This window comes from Nonomuraea terrae, assembly GCF_004348995.1.
Lineage (GTDB): Bacteria > Actinomycetota > Actinomycetes > Streptosporangiales > Streptosporangiaceae > Nonomuraea > Nonomuraea terrae.
On the sequence record NZ_SMKQ01000005.1, the window covers coordinates 72,404 to 87,240 of the forward strand.

Genomic DNA, 14,837 nt, shown 5'->3' on the forward strand with positions numbered 1-14,837 from the left:
AAATGGGACTTGAAGAGAAACTCCCCAGCGGGTTCATCCTCAGCACGGTCGAAGCGGCCGCCGGGTGGGCGCGGAAGAACTCCGTGTGGCCGGCCACGTTCGGCCTCGCGTGCTGCGCCATCGAGCTGATGGCCACCGGCGGCCCCCACTACGACCTCGCGCGCTTCGGCATGGAGCGCGCTTCGGCGTCTCCCCGTCAGGCCGACCTGATGATCGTGGCCGGTCGCGTGTCGCAGAAGATGGCGCCGGTGCTGCGTCAGATCTACGACCAGATGGCCGAGCCCAAGTGGGTCATCTCCATGGGCGTGTGCGCCTCCAGCGGCGGCATGTTCAACAACTACGCCATCGTGCAGGGCGTCGACCACGTCGTCCCGGTCGACATCTACCTGCCCGGCTGCCCGCCGCGGCCCGAGATGCTGATCGACGCGATCGTGAAGCTGCACGACAAGATCCAGAACATGAAGTTCGGCGCGCACCGCGCCAAGCAGATCGAGGAGCTCGAGCTGCAGGCGCTGCGCACGCTGCCGCTGATCGACCAGGGGGCCGCGAAGTGACCTCGCCCGACAACCTCCCCGAGGTCCCGGACGCGCAGGTCCCCGAGGTGCCGGCGGCGCAGGAGCCGCCGATCGCCCGGCAGGGCATGTTCGGCGCCACGGACTCCGGTGACACCTCCGGCTACGGCGGGCTCGTCGTCCGCCGCCCGCCGCAGATCTCGACGCCCCGCCCGTACGGGAGCTACTTCGACGAGGTCGTCGACGCCCTGGCGCTCGACGACGCGATCGAGCGCGTGGTCGTCGACCGCGGCGAGCTGACCCTGCACGTCAAGCGCGAGCGCCTCGTCGAGGTCAGCCAGAAGATGCGCGACGACCCCGCCCTGCGCTTCGAGCTGTCGCTCGGCGTCTCCGGGGTGCACTACCCGCACCTGACGGGCGAGGAGCTGCACGCGGTCTACCACCTGTGCTCGATCACCCACAACAGGCGCGTGCGCCTGGAGGTGAGCTGCCCGGACGCCGACCCGCACATTCCATCGACCGTGGGCGTTTACCCTGGTCACGACTGGCATGAGCGTGAGACGTACGACTTCTTCGGGATCATCTTCGACGGTCACCCCGCGCTCACCCGGATCATGATGCCGGACGACTGGGAGGGTCACCCCCAGCGGAAGGACTACCCGCTCGGCGGCATCCCGGTCGAATACCGCGGCGCCACCATCCCGTCGCCCGACCACAGGAGGAGCTACTCGTGAGCACCGCTTATGACGAGGCCACCGAGGGCAAGGTCTACTCGGTCAACGGCGCCGACTGGGACCAGGTCGTGGCCGGCGTGCGCGAGACGGAAGAAGAGCGGCTCGTCGTCAACATGGGCCCCCAGCACCCGTCCACGCACGGCGTGCTCCGGCTGGTGCTGACGCTCGACGGCGAGACGGTGACCGAGGCGCGCGGCGTCATCGGCTACCTGCACACCGGCATCGAGAAGAACATGGAATTCCGGACGTGGACGCAGGGCACCACGTTCGTGACCCGCATGGACTATCTCTCGCCGATCTTCAACGAGACCGCCTACAGCATGGGCGTGGAGAAGCTGCTCGGCATCACCGACCGCATCCCCGAGCGGGCGCAGGCCATCCGCGTGATGATGATGGAGCTCAACCGCATCTCCTCGCACCTGGTGGCCATGGGCACGTTCGGCATGGAGCTGGGCGCGACCACGCCGTTCCTGTTCGGCTACCGCGACCGCGAGCTGATCATGGACCTGTTCGAGTACATCACGGGTCTGCGCATGAACCACGCCTACGTCAGGCCGGGCGGCGTGAGCGTCGACCTGCCCGCGGGCGCGGTCGACAAGGTCGGCGAGTTCCTCAAGGAGATGCCCAAGCGGATCAAGGACATCCGCAAGCTCCTCGACGCCAACCCGGTCTACGTGCGCCGTACGAAGGACGTGGCCTACCTCGACCTGACCGGCTGCATGGCGCTCGGCGTCACCGGCCCGATCCTGCGCGCCGCCGGCCTGCCGTGGGACCTGCGCAAGTCGCAGCCCTACTGCGGTTACGAGACCTACGAGTTCGACGTCGCCACCGAGCGCGGCTGCGACGTGTACTCGCGCTACCTCGTGCGCATGAAGGAGATGGAGGAGTCCCTCAAGATCATCGAGCAGGCCCTGGACCGGATCGCCGGTCCGCTCAAGGGCGACCCGGTGATGATCGAGGACAAGAAGATCGGCTGGCCCGCGCAGCTCGCGCTCGGCCCCGACGGGTTCGGCAACTCGCCCGACCACATCGCCCACATCATGGGCACCTCGATGGAGGCCCTCATCCACCACTTCAAGCTGGTGACCGAGGGGTTCCGGGTGCCGGCCGGGCAGGCGTACGCCAGCATCGAGTCGCCCAAGGGCGAGCTCGGCGCCCACGTGGTCAGCGACGGTGGCACCCGCCCCTTCCGCGTGCACTTCCGCGAGCCGTCCTTCTGCAACCTGCAGGCCTTCCCCGCGATGGCGGAGGGCGGCCAGGTCGCCGACGTGATCGCCGCGGTGGCTTCTATCGACCCCGTCATGGGAGGTGTGGACCGGTGACTTACTCACCGGAAGTCCGTGAGCGTCTGGAGCAGGACGCCAAGGAGATCATCGGCCGCTACCCGAAGACGCGGTCCGCCCTGCTGCCGCTGCTCCACCTCGTGCAGTCGGAGGACGGTTACGTCTCCGACGACGGGCAGGAGTTCTGCGCCGAGATGCTGGGCCTCAGCAAGGCCGAGGTCACCGGCGTGGCGACCTTCTACACCATGTACAAGCGCAAGCCCGCCGGTGACTACCACGTCGGGGTGTGCATCAACGCGCTGTGCGCGGTCATGGGCGGCGACCAGATCTGGGAAGAGCTGTCGGAGCACGTCGGCGTCGGCCACGAGGAGGCGACCGGCGACGGCAAGATCTCGCTGGAGCGCCTCGAGTGCAACGCGGCCTGCGACTTCGCGCCGGTCATGATGGTCAACTGGGAGTTCTTCGACAACCAGACCCCCGAGTCGGCCAAGCAGCTCGTCGACGACCTGCGCGCCGGCAAGGAAGTGCGCCCCACGCGCGGCCCGAACGGGCTGTGCACCTTCAAGGAGGCCTCGCGCGTGCTGGCCGGCCTGCCCGACGAGCGCGCGGGCGAGGGCCCGTCGGCCGCCGGCGCGTCGCTTGAGGGTCTGAAGGTCGCCAAGGCCAACGGATGGAAGGCCCCCGAGGCATGAGCACGACGCTGACACCGGTCCTGACCGCCAACTGGGACCAGCCCGACTCCTTCACCATCGACGCCTACGGCGAGTACGCCGCGGCGCGCAAGGCCCTGGGCATGGACCCCGACGCGGTCATCCAGGCCGTGAAGGACTCCGGCCTGCGCGGCCGCGGCGGCGCGGGCTTCCCCACCGGCATGAAGTGGGGCTTCATCCCGCAGGGCGACGGCAAGCCGCACTATCTGGTCGTCAACGCCGACGAGTCCGAGCCGGGCACCTGCAAGGACATCCCGCTGATGATGGCCAACCCGCACTCGCTGGTCGAGGGCATCATCATCACGTCGTACGCGATCCGCGCCAACCACGCCTTCATCTACGTGCGCGGCGAGGTGCTGCACGTCATCCGCCGGCTGCACGCGGCCGTGCGGGAGGCGTACGAGAAGGGGTATCTCGGCAAGGACATCTTCGGCTCCGGCTTCGACCTGGAGCTGGTCGTGCACAGCGGCGCGGGCGCCTACATCTGCGGCGAGGAGACGGCACTGCTCGACTCGCTCGAGGGCTTCCGTGGTCAACCCCGGCTCAAGCCTCCGTTCCCGGCCGTGGCGGGCCTGTACGCCTCGCCCACTGTCGTCAACAACGTCGAGTCGATCGCGAGTGTTCCCTCGATCATCGGCAAGGGCGCCGACTGGTTCGCCGGGATGGGCACCGAGAAGTCCAAGGGCTTCGGCATCTTCTCGCTCAGCGGCCACGTCACCCGCCCCGGCCAGTACGAGGCCCCGCTCGGCATCACGCTGCGCGAGCTGCTCGACATGGCGGGCGGCATCCGCGAGGGGCACCGGATCAAGTTCTGGACCCCGGGCGGCTCCTCGACGCCGATCTTCACCGACGAGCACCTCGACGTGCCGCTCGACTTCGAGGCGGTCGGCGCCAAGGGCTCCATGCTCGGCACGCGCGCGCTGCAGATCTTCGACGAGACCACCTGCGTGGTCCGCACGGTGCTGCGCTGGACGGAGTTCTACGCCCACGAGTCCTGCGGCAAGTGCACGCCCTGCCGCGAGGGCACGTACTGGCTCAAGCAGGTGCTCAAGCGCCTGGAGGCCGGTCAGGGCACCGAAGAGGACCTCTCCACGATCACCGACATCGCGGACAACATCCTGGGCCGCTCGTTCTGTGCGCTGGGCGACGGCGCGACGAGCCCGATCCACTCCTCGGTGAAGTACTTCCGCGAGGAGTACCTCAAGCACTTCGAGATCGGCGGCTGTCCGTTCGACCCGAAGAAGTCCACTCTCTGGGGTGAGCAGTGACCGTCGTAGAGACCGAAACGAACCTGGTGACCCTGACCATCGACGGGTTCCAGGTCAGTGTCCCCAAGGGCACTCTGATCATCAGGGCCGCCGAGCTCCTGGGCATCCAGATCCCCAGGTTCTGCGACCACCCGCTGCTCGACCCGGCGGCCAACTGCCGCCAGTGCCTGGTCGACATCCCCGACGCGGGCAACGGCCGCGGCTTCCCCAAGCCGCAGCCGTCGTGCGCCATCGAGGTCGCCGAGGGCATGGTGGTGCAGACCCAGCTCACGTCCCCGGTGGCCGAGAAGGCGCAGCGGGCGGCGATGGAGTTCCTGCTGCTGAACCACCCGCTCGACTGCCCGGTCTGCGACAAGGGCGGCGAGTGCCCGCTGCAGAACCAGGCCATGTCCAACGGCCGCGGCGAGTCCCGGTTCCAGGAGCAGAAGCGCACCTTCCCCAAGCCGCTGCCGCTGTCGACGCAGGTGCTGCTCGACCGCGAGCGCTGCGTCCAGTGCGCGCGCTGCATCCGCTTCTCCGACCAGATCGCGGGCGACCCGCTCATCGAGTTCTTCGAGCGCGGGGCGAAGGAGCAGGTACGCACGGCCGACGGTAAGCCGTTCAACTCCTACTTCTCCGGCAACACGGTGCAGATCTGCCCGGTCGGCGCGCTCACCGGCGCCGCCTACCGCTTCCGCGCCCGCCCGTTCGACCTGGTCTCCACGCCGAGCGCGTGCGAGCACTGCGCCTCCGGCTGCAGCATGCGCACCGACCACCGGCGCGGCCGGGTCACCCGCCGCCTGGCGGGCGACGACCCGCAGGTGAACGAGGAGTGGAACTGCGACAAGGGCCGCTGGGCGTTCACGTACGCCACGCAGCCCGACCGGCTCAAGCAGCCGCTGGTCCGCAACGAGGAGGGCGTGCTCGTGCCCACCTCGTGGCCGGAGGCGCTGATGGTGGCCGCGCAGGGCCTGGCCAACGCCCGCGGCAAGGCCGGCGTGCTGGTCGGCGGCCGGGTCACGGTCGAGGACGCCTACGCCTACGCCAAGTTCGCCCGCATCGCCCTCGGCACCAACGACGTCGACTTCCGCGCCAGGCCGCACTCCGCCGAGGAGGCGCAGTTCCTGGCGCACGCGGTGGCCGGCAAGGGCATCGAGATCGGCTACGCCGACCTCGAGAACGCCCCCCACGTGCTGCTCGTCGGGTTCGAGCCCGAGGAGGAGTCGCCGATCGTCTTCCTGCGCCTGCGCAAGGCGTGGATGAAGAAGGGCCTGAAGGTCACCGCGATCGCGCCGTTCGCCACCCCCGGGCTGGAGAAGATGGGCGGCACGCTCATCCGCACCGCCCCCGGCGCCGAGGCCGACGCCATCGGCGACCTGGTCGGCACGCTGGCCCCGGGCACGATCGTGCTCGCCGGCGAGCGACTGGCCACCGTCCCCGGTGCGCTGTCCGCCCTCGTCCGCCTCGCCGCCGCCTCCGAGGCCAGGCTCGCCTGGATCCCGCGCCGGGCCGGTGAGCGCGGCGCGATCGAGGCCGGCGCGCTGCCCAACCTGCTGCCGATCGGCCGCCCGGTGGACGACGAGACCGCCAGGGCCGAGGTCGCCCGGCTGTGGAACGTCGCCTCGCTGCCCGCCACGCCGGGCCGCGACACCTCCGCCATCCTGGCCGCCGCCCGCGACGGCGAGATCGACGCGCTGGTCGTGGCCGGCGTCGACCCGTACGACCTGGCCGACCCGGGCGAGGCGCTCGACGCGCTGGAGCACACGCCGTTCATCGTCAGCCTGGAGATCCGTGCCAGCGCCGTCACCGACCGCGCCGACGTGGTGCTGCCCGTGGCCGCCGTGCAGGAGAAGGGCGGCACGTTCGTCAACTGGGAGGGCAGGGGCCGCTCGTTCGAGGCGCCGCTGAAGGTGCCCGGCCTGCAGTCGGACCTGGCCGTGATCGTCAACCTGGCCGACCGGATGGACGTCCACCTGGCCCTGCCGGACGCCAAGGCGGTCCGGCGCGAGCTGTCCACCCTGGGCTCCTGGCGCGGCAGCCGCGTCCCGGCGCCGAGCGTGCTGAGCCGCTCGCCGGAGGTGCCGGAGACCGGCCAGGCGCTGCTCGCCACCTGGCACCAGCTGCTCGACGAGGGCAGGCTGCAGGACGGCGAGCCGTACCTCGCGGGCACCGCCCGCCCCGCCGAAGCGCTGCTCTCCGAGAGCACGGCCGCCGAGCTCGGCGTCACCGACGGCGACAAGCTCGTCGTCGGCGGCATCGTGACGCTGCCGCTGCGCGTCGCCGACCTGCCCGACCGCGTGGTCTGGGTGCCGGCGAACTCCGGCGGCTGCTCGGTCACCCGTGACCTGCGCGCGGTGTCCGGCGACATCGTCACCATCGGGAGCGCCTCATGAAACACGTACTCGCGGCCGATCCCACCCTCGCCGACTTCGGCAAGGACCCGCTGTGGATCACCATCATCAAGGCCGTGATGCTGTTCGTCTTCCTGATGCTGGGCATCCTGTTCGGCGTCTGGTACGAGCGCAAGCTGATCTCCTGGATGCAGAACAGGCGCGGCCCGAACAGGGCGGGCAAGTTCGGTCTCCTGCAGTCCGCGGCCGACGGTCTGAAGATGGGCCTCAAGGAGGACATCTTCCCGACGACCGTGGACCGGGTGCTCTACCTGCTCGCACCGGTGATCATGGTGGTGCCGGCGTTCCTGGCGTTCTCGATCGTGCCGTTCGCGCCGATGGTCAACCTGTTCGGCGTGCAGACGCCGCTGCAGCTGGTCGACCTGCCGGTCGCGGTGCTGTTCATGCTCGCGATGGGCGCGGTCTCCGTCTACGGCGTGGTGCTGGCCGGCTGGTCGTCGCGCTCGCCGTACGCGCTGCTCGGCGGTCTGCGGTCGGCGGCCCAGGTGGTCTCCTACGAGATCGCGATGGGCCTGTCGTTCGTGGCGATCTTCCTGTTCGCCGGGACGTTGTCCACGTCGGAGATCGTGGCCGCGCAGGAGCAGACCTGGTTCGCGGTGCTGCTGATCCCCTCGTTCCTCATCTACGTGGTGTGCATGTTCGGTGAGGCCGCCCGCATCCCGTTCGACCTGCCCGAGGGTGAGGGCGAGCTGGTCGGCGGCTTCCAGACCGAGTACTCCTCGTCGCTGAAGTTCGCCCTGATCATGATGGGCGAGTACCTGCACACCTTCACCGCCTCGGGCATCGCCGTGACGCTCTTCCTGGGCGGCTGGCGGGCGCCGTTCCCGATCTCGTTGTGGGAGGGCGCGAACGTCGGCTGGTGGCCGGTGTTGTGGTTCTTCATCAAGTTCGTGCTGGTCTTCAGCTTCATCGTGTGGGTGCGGGCCTCGCTGCCGCGCGTGCGCTACGACCAGTTGATGTCGCTGGGCTGGAAGGTGCTGATCCCGGTCAACCTGGCCTGGATCCTGCTCGTGGCCGCCGTGCGCAACCTCGTGGTCAACGAGGGCGACCGGATGATCGGGCTCGGGCTCGCCGGGGTGATCGTGATCGGCGCGCTGGCCATCTGGCTGCGGTTCGACACCGTCAACCAGCGGCGCAAGGAGGCGCAGAAGGCACAGGTGGACGCCGAGTTCGAGGAACTGTCCAACGAGCCGACGGCCGGCGGATTCCCTGTGCCGCCGCTCGACCTGCCGCACTACCACGGGGTGCAGCACAAGGAGATTCCCAGTGGGACTAACTGATTGGCTGAACCCCGTCAAGGGCTTCGGGGTCACCTTCCACACGATGTTCAAGAAGCCCGTCACGGTGAACTACCCGGAGGTCAAGAAGCCGACGGCTCCTCGCTTCCACGGGCGTCACCAGCTCAACCGCTGGCCTGACGGGCTGGAGAAGTGCGTCGGGTGCGAGCTGTGCGCCTGGGCGTGTCCCGCCGACGCGATCTTCGTCGAGGGCGCGGACAACACCGAGGACGAGCGCTACTCGCCGGGCGAGCGTTACGGGCGCACGTACCAGATCAACTATCTGCGGTGCATCCTGTGCGGGCTCTGCATCGAGGCGTGCCCGACCCGCGCGCTCACCATGACGAACGAGTACGAACTCGCCGACACCAACCGCGAGAGCCTCATCTACACCAAGGAGATGCTCCTCGCGCCTCTGACGCCCGGCATGGAGCAGCCGCCGCACCCCATGCGGCTCGGTGAGACGGAAGAGGACTACTACCGGCTGGGGCGGACCAATGGGTGAGACCATCACGTTCTGGGTGCTCGCCGTCGTCTCCGTCGGCGCCGCACTCGGCATGGTCTTCAACCGGAAGGCCGTCTACTCCGCGCTGATGCTCGGCACGGTGATGCTCTGCCTGGCGGTCCTGTACGCGGTGCAGGACGCGCCGTTCCTGGCCGCCGTGCAGATCATCGTGTACACCGGCGCGATCATGATGCTGTTCCTGTTCGTGCTCATGCTCGTGGGCGTCGACTCGTCCGACTCGTTCGTCGAGACGATCAAGGGTCAGCGCTTCTGGGCGATCCTCGCGGGCCTCGGGTTCGTGGTGCTCATCGTCGTGGCCATCGGCAACGTGGTCTTCGCGCCGCAGGTCGGGCTGACCACGGTCACGGAACAGGGCGGCGGCTACATCCGCTCGATCGCGACCGAGCTGTTCACCACGTACGTCTTCGCGTTCGAGATCACCTCGGCGCTGCTGATCACCGCGGCGCTCGGCGCGATGGTGCTGGCGCACCGCGAGCAGCTCACGGACAAGCCGACGCAGAAGGACCTCTCCCGCGCCCGTTTCCGCGGCGACCACCCGTCGCCGCTGCCGGGGCCCGGCACGTACGCGCGCAACAACGCGGTCGACATGCCCGCGCGGCTGCCCGACGGCTCGGCCGCCGAGTCCTCGGTCAACCGCTACATCGCGCGCTACGACGTCGAGCACGGCCGGCTGCCCCAGGACCCGGAGCTCGCCGAGGCCATCCGGCACACGGCCGAGGAGAACGTCCCGCAGACCGAGGCAGAGCAGAGCAGCAATGAGGTGACCAAGTGACGACGCACTACCTCATCCTTTCCGGCCTGCTGTTCGCCATCGGCGCCATGGGCGTGCTGATCCGGCGCAACGCGATCGTGGTGTTCATGTGTGTGGAGCTCATGCTCAACGCCTGCAACCTCGCGTTCGTCACCTTCTCCAGGCAGGTCGGCAACCTGGAAGGCCAGATCATCGCGTTCTTCGTGATGGTGGTGGCCGCGGCCGAGGTCGTGGTCGGCCTGGCCATCATTGTGACGATCTTCCGAACCCGCAGGTCCGCGTCCGTTGACGACGCCAACCTGCTGAAGTACTAAGAGGTGACTGGTGGAATCTCAACTCGCTGAGATCGTCCAGCACACCGGCGGAGTGATCGGCAACGCCTGGCTGATGATCGCCTTCCCCCTCGTGGGGGCGTTCATCCTGCTGGTGTTCAACCGCTTCACCAACCGGTGGGGGCATCTGCTGGGCGTGGCCATGTCCCTCGCCTCGTTCGTGGTGGCGGTGCTGGCGTTCGTCGAGCTGCTCGGGTTCGGGGAGGAGGAGCGCCGCCGGGCCGTACACCTGTACGAGTTCATCCCCGGCATGGTCGACATGGGGCTGCTCATCGACCCGCTGTCGATCAGCTTCGCGCTGCTGATCACGGGCGTCGGATCGCTGATCCACATCTACTCGATCGGCTACATGGCCCACGACGAGCACCGGCGCAGGTTCTTCTCCTACCTGAACCTGTTCGTGGCCGCGATGCTCCTGCTCGTGCTGGCGGACAACTACGTGGGCCTGTTCATCGGCTGGGAGGGCGTCGGCCTGGCGTCGTACCTGCTGATCGGGTTCTGGCAGTTCAAGCCGTCGGCGGCGACCGCGGCGAAGAAGGCGTTCGTCGTCAACCGCGTCGGTGACTTCGGGCTGCTGGTCGGCATGTTCGTCATCTGGACGACGTTCGGCACCCTGACCTTCAAGGGCCTCGGCGAGCAGATCGCGCCCGGCACCGAGAACGGCACCATGCTGGCCATCGGCCTGCTGCTGCTCCTCGGCGCCTGCGGTAAGTCGGCGCAGCTGCCGCTGCAGTCCTGGCTCCTCGACGCCATGGAGGGCCCGACCCCGGTCTCGGCCCTCATCCACGCGGCGACCATGGTCACCGCCGGCGTCTACCTGGTGGTCCGCTCGGGGGCGTTCTTCTTCCCCGAGGGCTCGGGCGCGGCGCTCGCCGTCGCCATCGTCGGCGCGGCCACGCTGCTCGCCGGTGCGATCATCGGTTGCGCGAAGGACGACATCAAGAAGGGCCTGGCCGGCTCGACGATGTCGCAGATCGGCTACATGATGCTCGGCGCGGGCCTCGGCCCGGCGGGCTACGCCTTCGCGATCGGCCACCTGATCACGCACGGCTTCTTCAAGGCCGACATGTTCCTCGGCGCCGGCTCCGTCATGCACGGCATGAACGACGAAGTCGACATGCGCAAGTACGGCGCCCTGCGCAAGGTCATGCCGGTCACGTTCGTCACGTTCTTCATCGGCTACCTGGCGATCATCGGGTTCCCGCTGCTGTCCGGTTACTTCACCAAGGACGGCATCATCGAGACCGCGGTGCACCACCAGCCGATCCTGGGCTGGCTGGCCGTGCTCGGCGCGGGCATCACCGGCTTCTACATGTCGCGGATGGTCTTCATGACCTTCTTCGGCGAGAAGCGCTGGGCCGACGACGTTCACCCGCACGAGTCGCCGCTCGTCATGACCGTGCCGCTGATGATCCTCTCGCTCGGCTCGATCTTCCTGGGCGGTTACCTCATTCTGAGCAACCGGCTCCTGGACTGGCTCACCCCCGCGGTGGGCGCGCCGGCGGTGCGGCCGGAGTTCCACTTCACCAGCGTGCCCGGCCTCGCGACCCTCGCGCTCGTCGCGGTCGGCGCGATCATCGCCTGGATAAAGTACGGCAGGGTCCCGGTGCCGGCGGTGCAGCCGCGCGGCTCCTTCCTCACCACTTTCGCCCGGCGCGACCTGTACGGTGACGCGCTCAACGAGTCGCTGTTCATGCGTCCCGGCCAGTGGCTCACCCGTCTCGCGGTGTTCTTCGACAACCGCGGCATCGACGGGGTGGTCAACGGACTGGCGGCGGGCATCGGCGGCAGCTCCGGGCGCCTGCGGCGGATCCAGACGGGCTTCGCCAGAACGTACGCGCTGTCCATCCTGATCGGCGCCGCCCTGCTGACCGGCGCCCTGCTCTTCGTTGGGAACATCTGATGTCACCCTGGCTTCCGATACTCATGGCGGTGCCCGTGGTGGGCGCCATCGTGGTGGCCCTGCTTCCCAAGGGCAGTGACAAGCTGGCCAAGCAGGTCACCCTGCTGGTCTCGCTGCTGGTGCTGGTCCTGACGGGTGTCATGGCCGCCGGGTTCGACCCGTCGGGCGACCGCTTCCAGTTCGTCGCCGAGTACAACTGGATCCCGAGCTTCGGCGTGAAGTTCGGGGTCGGCGTCGACGGTGTCGCGCTCGTGCTCATCGCCCTGTCGGTGGTGCTGGTGCCGCTGGTGGTGCTGGCCTCCTGGCACGACGCCGACGGCGTCAAGGCCGCCGACGGCACGCTGATCACGCCGAAGCGGTCGGTGAAGACGTACTTCGCGCTGCTGCTGGTGCTGGAGACGATGATGATCGGCGTCTTCGCGGCGACCGACATCTTCCTCTTCTACGTCTTCTTCGAAGCCATGCTGATCCCGATGTACTTCATGATCGGGTCGTACGGCGGGGCCCAGCGGTCGTACGCGGCCGTCAAGTTCCTGCTCTACTCGCTGTTCGGCGGCCTGCTCATGCTGGTCGCGGTCATCGGCCTCTACGTGGTCGCGGGCAAGCAGACGTTCATGTTCCCCGAGCTCGTCGGCGCCATCCAGGACCCGACGATGCAGAAGTGGCTCTTCGGCGGCTTCTTCATCGCCTTCGCGATCAAGGCGCCGCTCTGGCCGGTGCACACCTGGCTGCCCGACGCGGCGGCCCAGGCCCCGGCCGGCGCCGCGGTGCTGCTCGTGGGCGTGCTCGACAAGGTCGGCACGTTCGGCATGCTGCGCTTCTGCCTGGAGCTCTTCCCCGACGCCGCCAAGGCGTTCACGATGCCGATCGTCGTGCTGGCGGTCATCAGCATCGTCTACGGCGCCATCGTGGCCATCGGGCAGACCGACATGAAGCGGCTCATCGCCTACACGTCGATCTCGCACTTCGGCTTCATCGTGCTCGGCGTGTTCGCCATGTCGTCCGTCGCGCAGTCCGGCGCGGCCCTCTACATGGTCAACCACGGCTTCGCCACCGGCGCGCTGTTCCTGGCCGCGGGCTTCCTCATCGCCCGCCGCGGCTCGCCGTACATCGGCGACTACGGCGGCGTGCAGAAGGTCGCCCCGGTGCTCGCGGGCTTCTTCCTGATCGCGGGCCTGGCCGGCCTGTCGCTGCCGGGTCTGTCGTCGTTCGTCAGCGAGTTCATGGTCATGATCGGCACGTACTCGAGCCAGGCGCACGGCTCCGGCGCGCTCACGGCGGCGGCGATCGTGGCCGCGGTGGCCGTCATCCTCGCGGCCGTCTACATCCTGTGGATGGTCCAGCGGACCATGAACGGGCCGACGGCCGAGCCGGTCAAGGCCTTCAAGGACCTGAGCGCGCGCGAGGTGTGGGTGCTGGCCCCGCTGGTCGCGCTGATCATCGGCTTCGGCTTCTTCCCCAAGCCGCTGCTCGACGTGATCAACCCGTCAGTGCAACAGACGCTGACCAACGTGCAGGTTCCCACCTCCACCATCGCTGAAGGGACAGGTCAGTGAACGGGGACTTCCAAGCGCCGACGATCGAGTACGGCACGCTCGCGCCGTTGCTGGTGGTCTTCGGCGCGGCCATCATCGGCGTGCTGGTCGAGGCGTTCGCGCCGCGTTACCTGCGCAAGCCGATCCACGTGCCGCTCACCCTGCTGAGCCTGGCGGGCGCGTTCGCGCTGGTCCTCGTGCAGGTGATGGGCGGTCAGGTGTCCACCGCGCCCTCCGCCATGGGCGCACTGGCCGTCGACGGGCCCTCGCTGTTCATCTGGGGCGTCATCCTCGTCCTGTCGTTCGTCTGTGTGCTGCTGATCAACGACGAGGGCCACTTCGTGGCCTCCGCCGCGGCCGTGCCCGGCAGCGCCGACGAGGAGGAGGCCGAGGCCCACTCGGGCGGGGTCGGCCACACCGAGGTCTACCCGCTGGTCCTGTTCGCCGTGGGCGGCATGCTGCTCTTCCCGGCCTCGCACGACCTGCTCATGATGTTCGTGGCCCTTGAGGTCATGTCGCTGCCTCTCTACCTGCTGTGCGGCTTGGCCCGCCGGCGTCGCCTGCTGTCGCAGGAGGCGTCGATGAAGTACTTCCTGCTGGGCGCCTTCTCCTCGGCGTTCTTCCTGTACGGCATCGCCATGGTCTACGGCTTCGCGGGCACCGTCTCGCTGCCGGGCATCAACCGGGCCATGGCGGCGGGCAACACGCTCGACCCGCTGCTGCTGCTCGGGCTCGCGCTGCTCGGCGTGGGCCTGCTGTTCAAGATCGGCGCGGCGCCGTTCCAGGCGTGGAAGCCGGACGTCTACCAGGGCGCCCCGACCCCCATCACGGCCCTCATGGCCTCGGGCACCCTCGTCGCGGCCTTCGGGGCCGTTCTGCGGGTGTTCTGGGTGGGTCTGGGCAACCTTGACTGGAACTGGCGTCCGGTCATCTGGGTCGTGGCCGCGCTCACCATGGTCGCCGGCTCGATCCTGGCCATCACGCAGACCGAGATCAAGCGCATGCTGGCCTACTCGTCCATCGCGCACGCGGGCTTCCTGCTCGTCGGCGTGATGGCCACGTACGGCTCGGCCGAGCGCAACGCCGACTCACTCAAGGCGATCCTGTTCTACCTCGCGGTGTACGGTGTCACCACGGTCGGCGCGTTCGCGATCGTCACGCTCGTCCGCGACCCGGGCGGCGAGGCCGGTCACCTGTCGCGCTGGGCGGGTCTCGGAAAGCGCGCGCCGCTGCTCGCGGGCGTGTTCGCGTTCTTCCTGCTCGCCTTCGCCGGCATCCCGCTGACCAGTGGCTTCTTCGGCAAGTACGCCGTGTTCGCGGCCGCTCTCGACAGCGGCACGCAGGCCGGCGACTCGGTGGGTGGCTGGATGGCCGGCCTGGTCGTCGTGGGCGTGGTGGCCTCCGCGATCGCCGCGTTCTTCTACGTCCGCGTGATCGTGCTGATGTTCTTCAGCGACCCGGCGGCCGACGGCCCGGCCATCGCGGTCCCCAGTATGGGGACCGTGGCGGTGATCGCGGTTTCGCTGCTGGTTACCGTAGGGGTGGGGCTCTATCCGGAGCCCGTGCTCGGTATCGCCAACCAGGCAGCTAGCAGCCTGTTCATCAGATAAGGGGTT

General features: G+C 68.7%; 13 protein-coding genes. All 13 read left to right on the plus strand.

Annotated features, from left to right (window positions below):
* The first annotated feature begins 2 nt into the window (after positions 1-2).
* The 13 genes from E1286_RS03425 (at position 3) to nuoN (ending at position 14,831) form a co-directional block, all read left to right on the plus strand.
* Positions 3-554, plus strand: coding sequence for a NuoB/complex I 20 kDa subunit family protein (locus E1286_RS03425; RefSeq protein WP_132608802.1), 552 nt, complete (start codon positions 3-5; stop codon positions 552-554).
* Entirely contained in the window at positions 551-1,246 is a 696-nt protein-coding gene (locus E1286_RS03430; RefSeq protein ID WP_132608803.1) for an NADH-quinone oxidoreductase subunit C, read from the plus strand. Before E1286_RS03425 ends, E1286_RS03430 begins: the two co-directional genes overlap by 4 nt.
* Complete coding sequence (locus E1286_RS03435; protein WP_132608804.1) at positions 1,243-2,568, plus strand: NADH-quinone oxidoreductase subunit D; 1,326 nt, start codon at positions 1,243-1,245, stop codon at positions 2,566-2,568. The genes E1286_RS03430 and E1286_RS03435 overlap by 4 nt, the downstream gene beginning before the upstream one ends.
* Complete coding sequence (nuoE, locus tag E1286_RS03440; RefSeq protein ID WP_132608805.1) at positions 2,565-3,221, plus strand: NADH-quinone oxidoreductase subunit NuoE; 657 nt, start codon at positions 2,565-2,567, stop codon at positions 3,219-3,221. Before E1286_RS03435 ends, nuoE begins: the two co-directional genes overlap by 4 nt.
* Positions 3,218-4,507, plus strand: a complete 1,290-nt coding sequence (gene nuoF / locus E1286_RS03445) for an NADH-quinone oxidoreductase subunit NuoF (protein WP_132608806.1) — start codon at positions 3,218-3,220, stop codon at positions 4,505-4,507. Before nuoE ends, nuoF begins: the two co-directional genes overlap by 4 nt.
* A complete protein-coding gene (locus tag E1286_RS03450; RefSeq protein ID WP_132608807.1) occupies positions 4,504-6,879 on the plus strand; it encodes an NADH-quinone oxidoreductase subunit G in 2,376 nt (791 codons plus the stop codon). The genes nuoF and E1286_RS03450 overlap by 4 nt, the downstream gene beginning before the upstream one ends.
* Positions 6,876-8,177 (plus strand): NADH-quinone oxidoreductase subunit NuoH, encoded by a 1,302-nt coding sequence (gene nuoH, locus E1286_RS03455; RefSeq protein ID WP_132608808.1) that lies wholly within the window; start codon positions 6,876-6,878, stop codon positions 8,175-8,177. Before E1286_RS03450 ends, nuoH begins: the two co-directional genes overlap by 4 nt.
* Positions 8,164-8,679 carry an NADH-quinone oxidoreductase subunit NuoI gene (nuoI, locus tag E1286_RS03460; RefSeq protein WP_132608809.1) on the plus strand — a complete coding sequence of 172 codons (516 nt, stop codon included), beginning with the start codon at positions 8,164-8,166 and terminating at the stop codon, positions 8,677-8,679. Before nuoH ends, nuoI begins: the two co-directional genes overlap by 14 nt.
* Positions 8,672-9,472, plus strand: coding sequence for an NADH-quinone oxidoreductase subunit J (locus tag E1286_RS03465; protein WP_132608810.1), 801 nt, complete (start codon positions 8,672-8,674; stop codon positions 9,470-9,472). The genes nuoI and E1286_RS03465 overlap by 8 nt, the downstream gene beginning before the upstream one ends.
* On the plus strand, positions 9,469-9,765 hold the full coding sequence (nuoK, locus tag E1286_RS03470) for an NADH-quinone oxidoreductase subunit NuoK (RefSeq protein ID WP_132329277.1): 297 nt from the start codon (positions 9,469-9,471) through the stop codon (positions 9,763-9,765). Before E1286_RS03465 ends, nuoK begins: the two co-directional genes overlap by 4 nt.
* Before the next feature lie 73 nt (positions 9,766-9,838).
* Positions 9,839-11,686 (plus strand): NADH-quinone oxidoreductase subunit L, encoded by a 1,848-nt coding sequence (nuoL, locus tag E1286_RS03475; protein ID WP_187368107.1) that lies wholly within the window; start codon positions 9,839-9,841, stop codon positions 11,684-11,686.
* Positions 11,686-13,242: an NADH-quinone oxidoreductase subunit M gene (locus E1286_RS03480; RefSeq protein WP_132608811.1), complete on the plus strand. Its 1,557-nt coding sequence runs from the start codon at positions 11,686-11,688 to the stop codon at positions 13,240-13,242. The genes nuoL and E1286_RS03480 overlap by 1 nt, the downstream gene beginning before the upstream one ends.
* Positions 13,239-14,831, plus strand: coding sequence for an NADH-quinone oxidoreductase subunit NuoN (nuoN, locus tag E1286_RS03485; protein ID WP_132608812.1), 1,593 nt, complete (start codon positions 13,239-13,241; stop codon positions 14,829-14,831). The genes E1286_RS03480 and nuoN overlap by 4 nt, the downstream gene beginning before the upstream one ends.
* Positions 14,832-14,837: the final 6 nt, after the last annotated feature.